12 protein-coding genes are annotated in these 16,121 nt (G+C 65.3%); 4 read left to right on the forward strand and 8 right to left on the reverse strand.

Translation table 11 applies throughout. The features are described from left to right. Positions 1-48 precede the first annotated feature (48 nt). Both AD89_RS0117020 and AD89_RS0117025 read right to left on the reverse strand, forming a co-directional pair. Positions 49-1,563 carry a sensor histidine kinase gene (locus AD89_RS0117020; RefSeq protein WP_025780772.1) on the reverse strand — a complete coding sequence of 505 codons (1,515 nt, stop codon included), beginning with the start codon at positions 1,561-1,563 and terminating at the stop codon, positions 49-51. 182 nt (positions 1,564-1,745) lie between these two features. Next, positions 1,746-6,626: an NAD-glutamate dehydrogenase gene (locus AD89_RS0117025; protein WP_025780774.1), complete on the reverse strand. Its 4,881-nt coding sequence runs from the start codon at positions 6,624-6,626 to the stop codon at positions 1,746-1,748. Between the two features lie 141 nt (positions 6,627-6,767). Between AD89_RS0117025 and AD89_RS0117030 the strand changes: the two genes are divergently transcribed. After that, positions 6,768-7,232, forward strand: a complete 465-nt coding sequence (locus AD89_RS0117030) for a DUF2505 domain-containing protein (RefSeq protein WP_025780776.1) — start codon at positions 6,768-6,770, stop codon at positions 7,230-7,232. A gap of 66 nt (positions 7,233-7,298) precedes the next feature. Here the strand turns inward: AD89_RS0117030 and AD89_RS0117035 are convergent, their stop codons facing one another. The 3 genes from AD89_RS0117035 to AD89_RS0117045 are packed head-to-tail and all read right to left on the reverse strand — an operon-like array spanning position 7,299 to position 9,725. Beyond that, entirely contained in the window at positions 7,299-7,790 is a 492-nt protein-coding gene (locus AD89_RS0117035) for a DUF6912 family protein (RefSeq protein ID WP_025780778.1), read from the reverse strand. Positions 7,791-7,800: 10 nt separating this feature from the next. Next, entirely contained in the window at positions 7,801-9,078 is a 1,278-nt protein-coding gene (locus tag AD89_RS0117040) for an AAA family ATPase (RefSeq protein WP_025780780.1), read from the reverse strand. Then, positions 9,078-9,725 (reverse strand): SAF domain-containing protein, encoded by a 648-nt coding sequence (locus AD89_RS0117045; RefSeq protein ID WP_025780782.1) that lies wholly within the window; start codon positions 9,723-9,725, stop codon positions 9,078-9,080. Before AD89_RS0117045 ends, AD89_RS0117040 begins: the two co-directional genes overlap by 1 nt. A gap of 159 nt (positions 9,726-9,884) precedes the next feature. Between AD89_RS0117045 and AD89_RS0117050 the strand changes: the two genes are divergently transcribed. Continuing rightward, positions 9,885-10,106 (forward strand): helix-turn-helix domain-containing protein, encoded by a 222-nt coding sequence (locus tag AD89_RS0117050; RefSeq protein ID WP_025780784.1) that lies wholly within the window; start codon positions 9,885-9,887, stop codon positions 10,104-10,106. Between the two features lie 37 nt (positions 10,107-10,143). Here AD89_RS0117050 and AD89_RS0117055 read toward each other — a convergent pair whose 3' ends face one another. Next, on the reverse strand, positions 10,144-10,659 hold the full coding sequence (locus AD89_RS0117055; protein WP_025780786.1) for a hypothetical protein: 516 nt from the start codon (positions 10,657-10,659) through the stop codon (positions 10,144-10,146). Positions 10,660-10,808: 149 nt separating this feature from the next. Between AD89_RS0117055 and AD89_RS0117060 the strand changes: the two genes are divergently transcribed. Beyond that, the gene (locus tag AD89_RS0117060; RefSeq protein WP_025780788.1) at positions 10,809-11,591 is read left to right on the forward strand and encodes a LysM peptidoglycan-binding domain-containing protein; all 783 of its coding nucleotides are present in this window, start codon (positions 10,809-10,811) and stop codon (positions 11,589-11,591) included. After that, entirely contained in the window at positions 11,588-12,058 is a 471-nt protein-coding gene (locus tag AD89_RS0117065) for an Rv3235 family protein (RefSeq protein ID WP_025780789.1), read from the forward strand. Before AD89_RS0117060 ends, AD89_RS0117065 begins: the two co-directional genes overlap by 4 nt. 18 nt (positions 12,059-12,076) lie before the next feature. Here the strand turns inward: AD89_RS0117065 and secA are convergent, their stop codons facing one another. Both secA and AD89_RS0117075 read right to left on the reverse strand, forming a co-directional pair. Next, complete coding sequence (gene secA, locus AD89_RS0117070) at positions 12,077-14,767, reverse strand: preprotein translocase subunit SecA (protein ID WP_025780791.1); 2,691 nt, start codon at positions 14,765-14,767, stop codon at positions 12,077-12,079. Positions 14,768-14,821: 54 nt separating this feature from the next. After that, positions 14,822-16,063 (reverse strand): winged helix-turn-helix domain-containing protein, encoded by a 1,242-nt coding sequence (locus AD89_RS0117075; protein ID WP_035321396.1) that lies wholly within the window; start codon positions 16,061-16,063, stop codon positions 14,822-14,824. Between the last annotated feature and the right edge of the window lie 58 nt (positions 16,064-16,121).

Below are 16,121 nucleotides of genomic sequence, written 5' to 3' on the forward strand. Positions count from 1 at the left end.
TCGAGACAAGGGACTCAGTCGTGTGCGGCTCAGTCAGTCGTGTGCGGCTCAGTCGTAGGAGTCCGGGCGCAGCGGCACATCGAGGACGGCGACGGTTCCGCCGCCTTCGCGTGCCTCCCATTGGATCGATCCGGCCAGATCGGCGGAGACCAGGGTGCGCACGATCTGCGTACCCAGACCGTTGCCCGGGTTCTGCGTCTCCCCCAGCCCGATGCCGTCATCGGCGATCGTCACCCTCAGATGGTCGCCGTTGCGCTCAGGAGTCACCCACACGTGGCCGTTGAGCGTCTCCCCCGGTTCCAGGCCCTCGAGGTTCTCGGTGGGGAATCCGTGTTCGATCGCGTTCGTGATCAGCTCCGTGATGGCCAGGGCCAAGGAGGTGGCATCGGCTGAGGAGATGGTGCCGAAGCTTCCGCGGCGTTTCAGTTCGATGTGCACGAGCGGGCTGGTCAGCTCGGGCGTCAGACGCAGCCCCTTGTCGACGACTTCGTCGAAGTCCACTTCGGATTCGACGCCTTGGCTGAGCACGTCATGGACCACGGCGATGATCGAGACGCGGCGCATCGCCTCGGTCAGCGCGCCTTTGGCCTCGGGGCTGTCGATCCGACGGGTCTGCAGCCGCAGCAGTGCGGAGACGGTCTGCAGATTGTTCTTCACCCTGTGGTGCATCTCCTTGATCATCGCGTCGCGCGAGAGCAGCTCCCGTTTGCGGCGTCGGATCTCGGAGACGTCACGGGCCAGCACGATGGCACCGGTGCGCTCCCCCTCATCCGTGAGGGGAATCGCGCGCAGGGACACACTTGTGCGCCCGACTTCGAGTTCGGTCCGCCACGGGGCCCGTCCGGTGAGCACCAGCGGGAGGGTCTCGTCGACCTGCCGCAGATCTGCGCTGAGGTTCGAGACCACTGCCGAGAGGTAGCTGCCTTCGATCTCTCCTCCGTAGCCGAGCCGGTGCATCAGCGATACGGCGTTCGGGGACGCGTACTGCACATGCGAATCGCGGTCGAGGATGAAGATGCCGTCACCGACTCGAGGTTCGCCGTGCCGAGCTCCGGACGGGGCGTCGCGGTCGGGGAACGTTCCCTGCACGATCATCCGCATCAGGGCCATCGCCGTTTCCCGGTAGTACTTCTCCAACCGGGACGAACCTCTGCGCCGGACCTCTTCGGAGTACCGGACGACGAGCGCCATGGCCTCACCGTCACGGATGATCGGCACCGCCTCGGCGAGGATATCGACGTCGGAGGATCCGGCGCTGATTCCCATCTCTCGGGCTGCCGCGACGTGGGTGACATAGCTGCGGGTGCTGCTGGCCCGGTCGAGCAGCTCCTTCTCGAGACCGGTCGCTCGCGCTCCGATGAGGTCCCGATTGAACAGTGTCGCTCCGGTCGTCGATCGCGCATGGGCCAACACCGTATAGGCGCCGTTGGGCGACGGCACCCACAGCACGAGGTCGGCGAAGGAGAGGTCGGCCAGCAGCTGCCAGTCCCCGACGAGCAGATGGATGTGTTCGACGTCCGACTCATCCGTGAGGCCCTCGGCCGCCAGCAGTTCGTTGAGCACGATACGTTCCTCCCAGGTGAGATCAGCAGACCCGGGAGAACCGCGGATCTGCTGAGATGTCGATGTTCAGACGCTACCACTGAATCGGTCTGCGTTCTCACGCGCCGAGGCCGTGCCGTCCGGACGACGACCGACACGCCGGTCGCGGCCGACCGTGGGGTCGGCCGCGACCGGAACCAGCGTCAGCCGTTGTGTTCGCTCTCCCACGCCGAGGAGCGGACCATCGACCGCAGGGAGCGCAGCAGCACCGACAGCGGTGCCTGCGTGACCGTGTCGAGTCCGAGGATCGTCTCCGTCGTCTCCAGCACCCGGCCGACGACCGTCTCGTTGCGTTCGAGCCATTCCGCCAGCCGCTGCTTCGCCCGCTCGTCCGGGGTTCCCGCGATCGGCGAATCCGTGGCGGCCAAGACCGTTCCGGTCACCGACAGGATCGCGGCGTAGTAGTCGTCACGCATCGATCCGCGGGCCAGAGCCGACCACCGATCGCTGCGGTCGAGCTCACCGATGAGGGTCAGGATCTGCGAACCGGAGAAGCGTTCGTTCACGGCGTAGTAGACCTCGGCGACATCCTCGGCGGATTCGTTCGCCCGGGCAGCCAGCTGGGTGATGTCGAGCAGCACGAACTCGTCGAGGAGAGCAGCCGAGCGCCAGGCGAGTTCGCTCGGCACACCTTCGTCGATGTAGCTCAGGGCCTTCGCCCGCATGGTCTCGGCATCGTAGCCGTCGACGAGTTCCGGAACCCTGGAGCGCAGAGCCTCGACGACCTTGCCGTACATCTCGATGCCGGAATCGACGTCGAGACTGTCCGGTGCCTGCTGCACGAGCCAACGCGACGACCGATCGAGCAGCCGCACATAGTCGTGCTGGAGCTTCACCTGCACCTCGGTCGGCACCTGATTGTCGAGCGCGCACACCGCGTCGAAGAAGTCGTCGAGACCGAAGATCTCGGAGACCACGACGAACACGCGTGCGATCTGCGGCACCGAAGCCGGGGTCTCTTCCAGCATCCGGTAGATGTAGGTCAGTCCGCCGCGGTCGACGAGCCGGTTGACGAGCTTCGCCGTCGCGATCTCCCGGTGCAGCGGGTGTTCGGGGATGAGCTCACCGTACTTCTCCTGCAGGGCCTCCGGGAAGTAGGACACGAGTTCCCGACGCATCCACGTCTCGTCCGGCACGGTGCTCGCAAGGACCTCATCGGCGGCGTGCATCTTCACATAGGCCAGGAGCACCGCGAGTTCGGGTGAGACGTAGGAGCTGAATTCGCGTTTGGCGAGTTCCTCGGCGTTCGGCAGGAACTCGACCGCACGATCGAGGTCGGCGTTCTTCTCCAGGTAGTTCAGCATCCGACCGTACGTGCCCGACATCGATTCGGTCTGGGCCCGCGCCTCGCCGAGGACGACGTTCTGCGAATAGTTGTTCGCCAGCACGCGGTCGGCGACCTGGTCGGTGAACGAGTGCAGCACCTGTTCCCGCTCCTCGGCGGCGAAGGCCCCCTTGTGCACGAGCGTGCGCAGCAGCAGCTTGATGTTGACCTCATGGTCGGAGCTGTCGACTCCGGCAGAGTTGTCGACGGCATCGGTGTTGACCTCGACGCCGCCCAGCGCAGCCTCGACACGCCCCAACTGGGTCACACCGAGGTTGCCGCCCTCGCCGATTACGCGAGCCCGCACCTCGGCGCCGTCGATCCGGATCGCGTCATTGGACTTGTCGCCGACATCGGCGTGACTCTCCGTCGAGGCCTTGATATAGGTGCCGATTCCGCCGTTGTAGACGAGATCGACGGGTGCCCTCAGGATCTCGGACATGAGATCAGCCGGGCTGCGCTTTCCGGGTTCGACCCCGAGCACCGAGGCGGCCTCACTGCTGAGGTCGATCGACTTCGCCGCCCGGGAGAAGACTCCGCCGCCTGCGGAGATGAGCTCCCGGTCGTAGTCCTGCCAGCTCGAGCGCGGCAGGTCGAACAGACGCTGGCGCTCGACGAAGCTGCGCGCGGCGTCGGGGTGCGGATCGAGGAAGATGTCCCGGTGGTCAAAGGCCGCGACCAGGCGGATGTGATCGCTGCGCAGCATTCCGTTGCCGAAGACGTCGCCGCTCATATCCCCGATGCCCACGACCGTGAAGTCCTCGGCGGCGGTGTTGAGGCCGAGTTCGCGGAAGTGGCGTTCGACGGACTTCCACGCACCGCGGGAGGTGATGGCCATCGCCTTGTGGTCGTAGCCGACCGATCCTCCCGAGGCGAAGGCGTCGCCGAGCCAGAATCCGCGGCGTTCGGCGATCGCGTTGGCCACATCGGAGAACCGTGCCGTGCCTTTGTCCGCGGCGACGACGAGGTAGTAGTCGTCACCGTCGTGGCGGACGACGCGGTCGGGGTGGACGACGACGCTGGAGTCGTCGGTGCCGTAGGTGAGGTTGTCCGCGACCTCGAGCATGCTTTCGATGAACACCTCGTAGGCGGCCTGACCGGCAGCCATCCAGGCGTCCCGATCGCTCATCGGCGGCAGCTGTTTGGGGAAGAACCCGCCCTTGGCGCCGGTGGGCACGATGAGGGCGTTCTTGACCATCTGCGCCTTGACGAGGCCGAGCACCTCGGTGCGGAAGTCGTCGCGACGATCCGACCAGCGCAGTCCGCCGCGCGCGACGGTGCCGAAGCGCAGGTGCACGCCTTCGACCTGCGGGGAGTACACCCACATCTCCAGCGCCGGCTTCGGCTTCGGCACGAAGCTGAGTTCGTCGGGCCGGATCTTGAGCACCAGCGCCGTCGGCAGAGCACCGGATTCGTCGATGTAGTAGTTCGTGCGCAGGGTCGCCCGCAGCAGCTCGAGCGAGGAGCGCAGCACTCGGTCGGCGTCGAGGCTGGCGACCTCGCTGAGCGCGGACTCGATGGAGTCGTCGAGCTCGGCCATCGCCGTTTCGCGTCCGGCGTCGTCGACGTCCGGATCGAACTTCGCGGAGAAGTAGTCGACGAGCAGCTTCGAGATCTGCGGATTGTCGCTGTAGACCTCACCGACGTAGGCGTCGGAGTAGGTGAAGCCGGCCTGGCGCAGGTATTTGCCCAGTGCGCGGATGATCGTCACATGCTGCCAGGAGAGTCCGGCGACGACGAGGCGGTCGAAGACTCCCGCTTCCTTCTTGCCCTCCCAGCCGGCCATGAAGGCCTCGGCGATGCGGTCGTAGTCGTCATCGGCCAGCTCTTCGGAGAAGCTGAGCCCGAAGTCGTAGATGTACCGATGCGTTCCGTCCGCGAGGTCGAGCTCGTGGGGACGTTCGTCGACGACGTCGGCGCCGAAGGCCGTGAGGAAGGGCAGGACCTCGGACAGGCTGACCCGGTCTCGGCGGTAGAGGACGAGGCGGACGGAGGCGTCGGAGTTCTGGTCGGGACGGTAGAGGCGCACCGCCGGACCGGCACCGGCCTCGAGTGCCTCGAACCGACCGACGTCGGCGACCGCCTCGGCGGGGGTGTGGTGTTCGCCGTAGCTGGGAGGGAACGACTTCGACCACAGGTCGGCCCGGGCATGTGAGGCCCCGGTGTCGCCGGATTCGGCGGGAACGAGGAACGCGTGGACGTCCTCTGACCAGGAGCGCACGGCTCCGACGATGCGCGATTCGACCTCATCGGCGCGGATCTGCGGCAGCTCGGAGTCCCGGGCGACGCGGGCCACGAAGTGGATGCGGGCCAGCGCCGATTCGCTCAGCAGCACATCGAAGTCGACGCTGTCGGCGTTGTAGAACCTGCGCAGCACTTCCTGCACGCGCACGCGGGCGTCGGTGTTGTAGAGGTCGCGTGGGAGATAGAGGATGACCGAGACGAAGCGCTGGTAGGGGTCGGTGCGGACGAACACACGCGATTCCCGGCGCTGCTGCATGTCGACGATCTCCATGACGACGTCATAGATCTCCTCGGTGTCCTCGTGCAGCAGATCTTCGCGGGGGTAGTTCTCGAGGACGCCGAGGAGCTCGTTGGCCGAATGGGATCCGGTGGGGAATCCGCTGGCCGAGAGGATCTTCGCGACCTTGCGGTTGATGACGGGGATGTTGAGGACGCTGTCGTTGTAGAACTCGGGTTTGAATACGCCGACGAAGCGGCGTTCGCCGACGATCTCGCCGTCGGCGTCGAAGGTCTTCACGCCGATGTAGTCCATGAAGGAGGACCGGATGACCCTGGAGCGAGAGTTCGCCTTCGTCAGCACCAGCACATGCGGTTCCAGGGCCTTGTCGGCGACGGCCCGGCTGAGCGGTGACTTCACGAGGGGGCGCAGGGCCGAGATGCCCATCGAGGTGTCCTCGATCGGTTCGAGGCTGCTGTGCTCGGCGTCGTGGGTGTAGTCGTATTCGCGGTAGCCGAGGAAGGTGAAGTGACCGTCGAGCCAGGTGAGCAGGGCGGCGGCGGATTCGGCCTCGGAAGCCAGTTCCGGACGCGGTGGGTGTGCACTCAGCTCGGCGGCGATGTCCTTGGCCTTCGCGGCCATCGCCTGGGCGTCGCGGGCTGCCGCGGCCACATAGTCCAGTACTCCGCGCAGGCTCTCTTCGAGTGCGTCGAAGTCGTCCTCTGAGATGCGGTCGATCTCGAGGCGGATCCAGGACTGCTGCTGCGGGGCACCGCCCGTGCTGTCGACAGAAGCCTCGGAGACCGTCGGAATACTCGCCGTGTCCGCGCTGAGCGCGGGAGCCTCGGCGGGAGAGAGGATCTTCTCCCCCGGGCCGGTTCCGGTGACCGTGATGATCGGGTGATGGACACGGCGGATCGCTCTGCCGTTGGCGGCGAGGTCGCTGACGATCGAGGACACGAGATGGGGCATATCGGCGAGCACGATGGCGATGACCGTGTGGTTGTCGCGGAACTCCGGCGAGTCGACACTCGGATTGTAGATGGCGATCGCCGGCGAGCGACCGTCGTATTCGGTGCCGAGCGCGAAATGACGGGCAGCCGCGGCCGCATACGCCTCGGGGTCGTTGGCCCCTGTTTCGAACCGCGGATAGTACGCTTCGAGGAAGTTTTCGGGAGCCGATTGCCCCCTCTGCTTCCTCCACTCTTCTGCAACGTCCGAAATTGAGACTTGAGTCACTGTTTCACCTCTATGATCAACGAGCGTTCGTCATGCGATTCGACGTCGAATCGTCATTCCCCACACTATGCCCAAATATCGAGAAAGGCACGCCGAGGCGCATACGGTGGTGTACCGTTCATTCGCTGGCAAACTGGAGCTATGCGATCTCTGACTCTCAATCATGAATACTCGGTTGATCTGTCGACATTCCTGGCCAAACTCGCCGATCCCGGCGTGTGGGAGAAGCTCGGCTCCGAGGCCGGTGCCGAATACATGGACCCCGACACCGAGATGACCGTGCGGACCCCGATGCCCAAGGCCGAGCTGCCGGAGGCACTGGCCTCCAGGCTTCCGGAGAACACCGTGCTGGTCGAGGTGTACATGATTCCCGGGGATGTCCTCGGCGACGAGGCCGAGATCCGCATGACCGCACGTGCCGCGGGCGTTCCCGTCGAGATCGATGCGGTCCTCGAGCTGCGCGAGGCCGAGTCGGTCACGAAGCTGGCCGCACATGCAGAGATCAGCTCGTCGATCCCGATGTTCGGGGCGATGATCGAACAGGCTGTGGTCCCGATCCTGCAGAAGCGACTGAGCGACCGGCTGCACCGCTTCGAATCCGCCTGAGGCCTCGAAATCGCCTGAGACCTCGGAATCGCCTGAGACCTCGGAATCGTTCGGGGTGCGACCGACTCAGTTCGCGTCGCCGAGCAGCTGTTCGAGTTCCGAGGCGTCATACCACAGCAGATCGGAGGCACCGAGGTGGTCCTCGGCTGCACCCGCGCCGCTCTCCTGCCCACGTTGCACCGCTTCGTCCCAGACGATGTCTTCGTCGAGGTGGAAGCTGGCTGCCCGGGCCATATCGACCTCGGCGACGGTGATGAGATCGAAGCCGTCGGTCAGCGGTTCGGTCGGGCTCGACTCGGGGGCGTCATAGGCCACGACCACACGGCGGGCGGGAGTCGCCTCGGCGGTTGATTCGGTGTCAGCCGTGACGGTACCAGCGGGATCGAATGCCGCGTTCGCGGCCAGGGCGGCGGCGATGCACATGGCATCGAATTCGGCGGCTTCGAACTCCTCGCCGCGCAGGCTGCGCCCCTGCGCATCGGGGGCGACGCCGCGGACATCCGTCAGCGTCGAACGCAGCGCGGTCAGGGTGGTGGGAATATAGCAGCGAATGGCCATGCCCCTCATCCTAGTCCCGCGGTCCGCCCACCTGGCTCACCCGTGCTTTCTGTGTGCGTCCGCGACGACCTGCGCCGCGACGTTCGCGGCCTCCCGGCGATCGGCGGGATCGGCGCCGGCCAGGCAGGAGCTCGTCCATCATCGCGGCCAAGTCACCGACGAGGACGGATCTGGGGTTCTGCTCGTGCAGGGTATGGCCGGCGAGCATCGCGGCGTCTGCGGTGGAGCGGTCGTCCGAGAGCAGGAAGTCAGGGGTGATGCGGACGAAGCGGTCGAGGACTTCTCTGATCCGCGTCTCCGCAGGATGTCCGACCGCACCCGCCCGCACCTTCGTGATCACCAGCCTCATCTTCTCCCGCACCGACTCGGCCCGCGGCGTGCCGAGGAGTTTGACCAGCCGCTGCAGACCGATCGGCTCTCCGGCGGCGAGGATGAGGACGATATCGGCGACCTCGAGCGCGGCGCGGGTGGCGCAGTGCCGGTCATAGAAGGGATCGGCGAGGTCATCATCGGGATCGATCCGATCGCTGATGTCGACGATGACCACCTCGTAGGCTGTGGCCAAGCGCTGCAGCACCGCCTCCAGGACGGAGGCGCGGATCTCGGGCCACCGCTCAGGTCGTGTGAGCCCCGTGACAACGTGGAAGTTCTCACGGATCACCGCATGCGGGACCGAATGCTGGTGCCCACGTCCCGACGGGTCCGTCTGCGACCGGCAGAGACTGGCCAGGTGAGAGGATTCCTCTGTCAGCCCGAGCGTGGACGCGACCATGCCCGAAACCGTGTCGGCATCGACGATGACGCTGCGCCTGCCCTGGCGGGAGGCCTGATCGGCAAGATTGACGGCCGTGAGAGTGCGTCCGGGCGACGATCCCGTCCCCCATACCGTGATGATCACTCCTGCTCCGCCGACGGCGCCCGGAGGCGCTGCCGGCCGCGGCGGTACCACGGTGGCGGCGCGGATGTCCTCGATAGCGGCGGCCATCGTGGGTGCATCCGCATCCGTTGCGACGACGGTGGTGATGCCGAGGTCCGCGAGGGCGTGCTCATCATCGCCGAAGCCGAGCACCTTCACCCCCGACGCCGCGATCGCTGCGACCACCTCGGCATCGAGTCCGGGAAAGTACCGGCCGATGATGACGACGTCGGCGCCCCCGGTGCGACAGTGGGCCAGCAGCTCCACCTCGTCGGCCGGGCGGGCGACGATCGTGACATCGTCGATCTCACTGAGCAGCTCGAAGAGGATGAGGTCGTATTCGAAGTCGACGGCCAGCAGGATCTGTGTCATCACTGCCCGCCGTCTTCTGCGGGAACGGACGGGGCACCGACGACGGAGAGCACACTGCGCCCGTCGAGGGCGGCGAGGACACCGGGCAGATCGCCGGAGCCGACGAACACTTCGATGCGCGCACCCTCACCGGCCCCGAAGCTGCCGACGTCTCGACTGATATGAGCGACTGGAGCGGAATCGACGATCTGCTCGGGCGGGGTTCTGTCGTCGTCGAACCCGTTCTGCTCCGGTTGCGCCCAGACGTCGACGAGGCTGCCCGAGTCGACGACGCTCGGCACGGAGCCGGCGATGTCGATCGCCACGACTCGTCCGTCGAGCTCGGACAGAGGCGCCACCGCCGAGGCGGCCAGCAGCTCTCCTGCCGCGACGACGCTGCGCACGCTCGTATTCGCCGGCAGCTCGGCATCGGCAGACAGGTACCTCTCGCCGAGATCGGCGAGGTTGACCTCTGCCACGGTGAGATCGGCCGGACTCAGGGTCTCACCGGGCACGAGTGCGTGTGCGCTCGCCCAGACCCGGGTGGTCGAATTCGCCGAGGTGACGAGCAGGTAGGTGCCGACGACCGCCAGGACGACGAGCATCGCGCCGACCAACAGCCGAGCATCGGTCCAGCGGGGGCGTCGGATACGTTTCGAGAGCTCCATTGCATCTCCAGATTCGCAGAATTTCCACTGACAGAAACTGTTTCTCAGTGCTAATATTGAGCATCAAACGATGCCAAAGCAAGGTTTTTGGCAAAATGCACCAACAAGCAGATGGACATCTGGTGGCAGATGGACATCTGGAATGGGAGAATTCACCTCATGGCCGTCGAAAGTCGCTTCCTGCCGCTGACCGATGTGGCCGAGCTGCTCAATGTCTCGATCGCCCAGGCTCGGGCCCTGGTCCGTTCCGGCGATCTCCGCGCCATCAAGGTCGGCGGGCGCGGCCAGTGGCGTGTCGAGAAGTCCGAGATCGAAGCGTATATCCAGCGCATGTATGAGCGCACGGAGTACCAGATCAAGACCGGCTCCATCGAGGACTGACCTGCTCGCTTCGACTCCGATCAGCATTGCGCCCCGCTCATCCGAAGGGGTTCGTCCGGGCGTGGATGGCGCTGATCGCCGCGAAGGGAATGATCCGGCCGGAGATTTCGACATAGTCGGCTGCGACGAGGGAACATCGTCCGCGAATACCGCCCGAGCGCCCGGCGACGTCGATCGACACCTCTTCATGAGCTTCTGACCAGCGTCGCAGCGCCGAGCCCATCCCCAATCGCTCCAGCCCACCGGCTTCGAACCGGTGCACTCGCGTGGTCACCCTGAGTCCGCACACGGCACTGAACGCGATTGCGGAGACCTCGGCCCCGGCGAGGACGACGATGTCCCGGCCGAGGAAGCACACGGCCCCGGTGATGTCGCGTTCGGACATCGTCACCTGCACCGTCGATCCCAATGATCCACGCAGCCGCTCGAGCAGAGTCCTTTCGGCAGCCTGCCCGGCGACCTCGTCACCGAATTCGCCCCTCCTGGCATGCGCCTGCGCCGCCGAGTCGGCGGCTTCGATATCCGCCAGGAGTGCATCGATGCGATCGTCCATAGTCGCCAAGCTTGCCCCAGCTGTAGTCCACTTTCAAGACTTGAATCGACGACTCATCGAACTACAGTCATGTAGTTAATGTTGATCCATTGACATCAAATGACATCTAACGGCATCATTATGTTCAATATCCAACGGAGGATGTCTAGATGTATCTCTTGCTTGCATGCGCGGGTTCATGGCTGATTCTGCTCGGTTCCTTCTTCATCGCGTGGACACAATTGCCACCACCGAGCACGACCGGCGATGTCGTCGTCATCGTCATCATCGGCACTGGAGCGATCCTGTTCTCGCGGATCGGCATCGTCTCGCTGCTGGCGCTGCTGCTGCGCCTTCTCCCGTCGGGCCGCGTCCGGTCAGCACTGGCGGGAGTGGTCGTCACGGCGATGCCGCGGATACTCGCGTCGAGCGTTCTTGCCATCGTGTCCGCCGGCCTGGCCGTCCACTCGGCTCACGCAGCACAGGTCACAGACCCTGGGCCCGGACCCACATCGTCGGCGAACGCTTCGTCCGCCCCTGCCGATCCCGGATGGCCGACGGTCGACTCGGATACTCGGTCGCCGACCCCCGCTGACAGTGGGGAGAGGTCCGGCGTCGAGGACCCACCAGAGGAATCCGAATCGCCGGATCACCGACGAGCGCCCGATCGCGCACACCTCCCCGACCCCGGTTGGCCTGCCGAGCCGCCTCCGGACGATGGCCCTCCATCACCGCCGGGCGAGAAAGACGATTCCTCTGTTCCTGCGGATTCGGCAGCCGCCACGCATATTGTGACCCACGGCGAGAGCCTGTGGTCGATCGCTGCGGACCTGACCGACACAACTGCAGAGATCCCTCGACTCGTCGCTGACATCTATACCGCCAACGAAGACACCATCGGCCCTGATCCGAGCCTCATCATTGCCGGTCAGAGATTGGAGATCCGGACATGACCGCCCCGCTCACCCTCACCCGACCTCAGGCTTCGGCACCGCCTCGGCGACAGGTCACACCGCGCTCCACGGCGCAGTCCCCTCGCCGGGTCGGCAGGCACACCCGGGGGCAGGACATCGCAGACGACCGGGCGAGGATCGCGGCCACGGCCACCTCGTTGGCGGTTGCCTGCCTCGAGGTCCTCTCCGGGGTCAGACGCAGCGAGACGATCGCCCGCTGGGTCGAACCGGAGCTGCTGGCGAAGATCGATCACCGATGTCAGCTGCGCGCCGAGGTGGCGCCGCACCGGGCGGCCGTGCCCGGCGCTCGTACGGTGAAGCCGGGGACAGCGCACGTCTGCCAGATCAGCCCCGAGATCGCCGAGGTCACGGTCATCGTCGCCGCCGCAAATCGCGTCCGGGCGGTGGCAGTCCGTTTGGAACTGCTCACCACCCGGTGGACGCTGACTGCGCTGCAGACGATGTGAGCCGCTGAGGGCCCGGTGTCAGCTCTTGGCCTTCTTCTTCGCACGACGTTCGGCGCGGTTGGCCGCAGCCGGTTCCTCGTCGTCGTCGGTTTCGGAGACCGCGGCCGAACCGGTCTCGGACGGAGCCGAAAGCTGCATCTTCGGAGTCGTGTGACGCAGCTCCTCGGCGTCGACCTCGACCTCGGGTTCGGCATCGTCGGAACCGGCCGATGTCGTCACCTGAACCTGCAGCGTGTTGGTCAGGCGAACGACGTCCTCCTTGATCCCGTCCTGCATGGTGGTGAACATCTCGAAGCCCTCCCGCTGGTATTCGACCAGCGGATCCTTCTGGGCCATGGCGCGCAGCCCGATGCCGTTCTTGAGATAGTCCATCTCGTAGAGGTGTTCGCGCCAGCGCTTGTCGATGACGGAGAGGACGACGCGGCGTTCGAGTTCGCGGGTGGCATCCTCTCCGAGCTCCTCTTCGCGCTGCGAATAGAACAGGGCGAGGTCGGACTGGATCTCCTGATTGAGACGGTTCTTCGTGAGGTTGCCGAGTCCGCCGAGTTCCTCGGCGAGGTCGTCGGATGAGATCGACGGTGAGTAGATCTTTCCGAGGGCGTCGAAGAGCTCGTCGATCTGCCAGTCTTCGACCGGTCCCGTCGTCGCTTGGGCGACGTAGGCGTCGATGACTTCTTCGCGGAAGTTCGCGACCTGCTCCTCGAGGTCGGCCCCGTCGAGGACCCGGCGGCGCTCGTCGTAGATCACGGTGCGCTGACGGTTGAGCACATCGTCGTATTTGAGCACGTTCTTGCGCTGTTCGGCATTGCGCTGCTCGATCTGCGACTGCGCCGAGAGGATGGCACGTGAGACCATCTTCGATTCCAGCGGCACATCGTCGGGCACGTTCGCCGTCGCCATGATCCGTTCGGCGGCTCCCGAACCGAACAGGCGCATGAGATCATCGGTCAGCGAGAGGTAGAACCGGGATTCACCGGGGTCTCCCTGACGGCCGGAACGGCCGCGCAGCTGATTGTCGATGCGGCGGGACTCGTGGCGTTCGGTGCCGAGCACGTAGAGTCCGCCCAGTTCGACGACCTCTTCGGCCTCTTCCTTGACCTTGTCCTCGGCGGCCTTGAGCACCTCCGGCCATTCGGACTCGTACTGATCCTCGTTCTCGGCCGGGTCGAGACCGCGTCGTTCCATCTCGGCCACCGCAAGGAACTCGGCATTGCCGCCGAGCATGATGTCGGTGCCGCGGCCGGCCATGTTCGTGGCCACGGTGACGGCGTTCTTGCGTCCGGCCATCGCCACGATCGAGGCCTCACGGGCGTGGTTCTTCGCGTTGAGGACTTCATGCTTGACACCGCGTTTGGCCAGATGCTTCGACAGGTATTCGCTCTTCTCGACGCTCGTCGTGCCGACGAGGACGGGCTGACCGGTCTCGTGGCGTTCGACGATGTCGTCGACGACGGCCGCGAACTTCGCGACCTCGTTCTTGTAGACGAAGTCGGACTGGTCGACGCGCTGCATCGGTTTGTTCGTCGGAATCGGGACGACGCCGAGCTTGTAGGTCGACATGAATTCCGCGGCCTCGGTCTCGGCCGTACCGGTCATTCCGGAGAGCTTCTCGTAGAGACGGAAGAAGTTCTGCAGGGTGATCGTCGCCAGGGTCTGGTTCTCGGCCTGGACCTTCACCCCCTCCTTCGCCTCGATGGCCTGGTGCAGGCCCTCGTTGTAGCGGCGGCCCTTGAGCACACGACCGGTGTGTTCGTCGACGATGAGGACTTCGCCGTCGAGGACGACGTAGTCCTTGTCCTTCTTGAACAGCTCCTTGGCGCGGATGGAGTTGTTGAGGAAGCTGATGAGCGGGGTGTTCTCCGCGTCGTAGAGATTCCCGATGCCCAGATAGTCCTCGACGCGTTCGATACCGGGTTCGAGGATACCGACGGTGCGCTTCTTCTCATCGACTTCGTAGTCGCGGTCGGTCTTCAGGCGCTTGACGACCTTGGCGAATTCGCCGTACCAACGGTTCGCATCGCCTTCGGCGGGACCGGAGATGATGAGCGGGGTACGGGCCTCGTCGATGAGGATCGAGTCGACCTCATCGACGATGGCGAACGCATGTCCGCGCTGGACCAGTTCGTCGGCAGACCACGCCATGTTGTCGCGCAGGTAGTCGAAGCCGAATTCGTTGTTCGTGCCGTAGGTGATGTCGGCAGCGTACTGTTTGCGGCGCAGATCCGAAGGCATGTTCGCCTGAATGCAGCCGGTCTCCATGCCGAGGAAACGGAACACACGGCCCATCAGCTCTGACTGATAGGTGGCCAGATAGTCGTTGACCGTGATGATGTGGACCGGATTGCCGGTGAGAGCGTTGAGGTAGGCCGGGGCCGTGGCGACGAGGGTCTTGCCCTCACCGGTCTTCATCTCGGCGATGTTGCCCAGGTGCAGAGCGGCGCCGCCCATGAGCTGAACGTCGAAGTGTCGCATGCCCAAGGTCCGGCCCGAGGCTTCGCGCACGGTGGCGAAGGCTTCGGGCAGCAGAGAGTCGAGGCTCTCACCGTCCTTGTAGCGTTCCTTGAACCGGCCGGTTTCCTCACGCAGTTCGGTGTCGGTCATCTCGCTGAACTCATCAGACAGCTGGTTGATGGCATCCGTGTATCGGCGGAGCTTCTTCAGAGTTCTGCCTTCACCTGTGCGCAGAAGCTTCTCGAGGAAATTAGCCACTTTTCTCCTAATCGGCATGTCTGCCGGACAACGACTCGAACGACTGTATAGCCCCTAGCTTAATGGCAGGTGAGTACCTTCGAGGTCCACGGCGGTCAGGCCCAGCCATGCGGCCATCGTCGTGAGCTCGTCGGCGAGCTCCGCGGTGTGCTCCTCCCCCGGCTCCCATGTCACCTGGTGAGCGCGCAAGATTCCTGCCGCGCGGTCCCGGTGCAGATCGACTCGCCCGACGAGCCGATCGCCGAGGAGGAACGGCGTGACGTAGTAGCCGTAGATCCGTTTGGCCGCTGGTGTGTAGATCTCGATGCGGTAGTGGAAGTCGAACAGCCATTCGATGCGCGGCCGGTAGAAGACCAAGGGGTCGAACGGCGCCAGCAGGGCGCGAGCGTTCACGGTGCGCGGAGTCCGAGCCTCGTGCCACTTCAGGGCCGGGACGCCTTCGACGTCGACTTCGCGCAGCTCACCGGAGTCGATGAGTTCGCTGATGGCGACGTCGGTCGGTGCACGCCGCTGCCGAAAGTAGTCGGCGATGTCCTCGGGACGGGAGATGCCCAGGGCCCGTGCCGCGATGCGGGTGAGTTCGACGACATTGTTCTCCACCCCGGAGATTCCGCGTGGAAGCTGCGCATTCGGGTCCAGTCCCAGCGCAGGATCGTCCGGAGGCCCGTAGGTCAGACGCAGCTGCGGCAGCTCGGGTGCGACATCGCGGGTCAGGGCATAGATGCGTTCGAAGTGGTCATTGCGTCCGGCGGCGCTGATGATGCCTCCGGCGAACAGCGCTTCGAGGGCGACTTTCACCTGGCTGGGATTCCAACCCCAATGGCCGCGGTGGATCTCCGGCAGATCGTGGTCGACCACCTCGGCGACTTCCCGCGCCGACATCGGCCGGGCGGACAGTGCGGCAAGGACGCGGGCTTGGAGGTTTCGGAATTCCTCACCGGTCTCCGGGTGGCGCTGTCCGAAGTCGTTGCGCCACCATTCGCTGTGGGCGCGGGCGAAGTGCTTCCACGTCTGCGGGGGCACGAAGGCCGCAGCGTGGGCCCAGTACTCGACGCCCATGCGCGGCGAAGTGTAGAAGAGCCGGTCCAGGGTCTCCCGCGGATAGGGGCCCAGGCGGGAGAAATACGGCAGATAGTGGGATCGGACGACACGGGCGACCGAGTCGATCTGGGTCAGCCCCAGGGTGGCGAAGACATTCTTGAGGTGTCGGGCGGTGACCTTGGCCGGTCGTGGTCGGTCCAGTCCTGTCGCCGCGATCGCCGTCCTGCGGGCCGCGGCCCGTGTCATCCTCTGCATACCCCCACGCTATCCCCCAATTGCTACCTGACGGCGGCCCAGCAACCTCGCGCGAGGT

Origin of the sequence: Brevibacterium sp. VCM10 (assembly GCF_000583215.1) — a bacterium.
GTDB classification, from domain to species: domain Bacteria; phylum Actinomycetota; class Actinomycetes; order Actinomycetales; family Brevibacteriaceae; genus Brevibacterium; species Brevibacterium linens.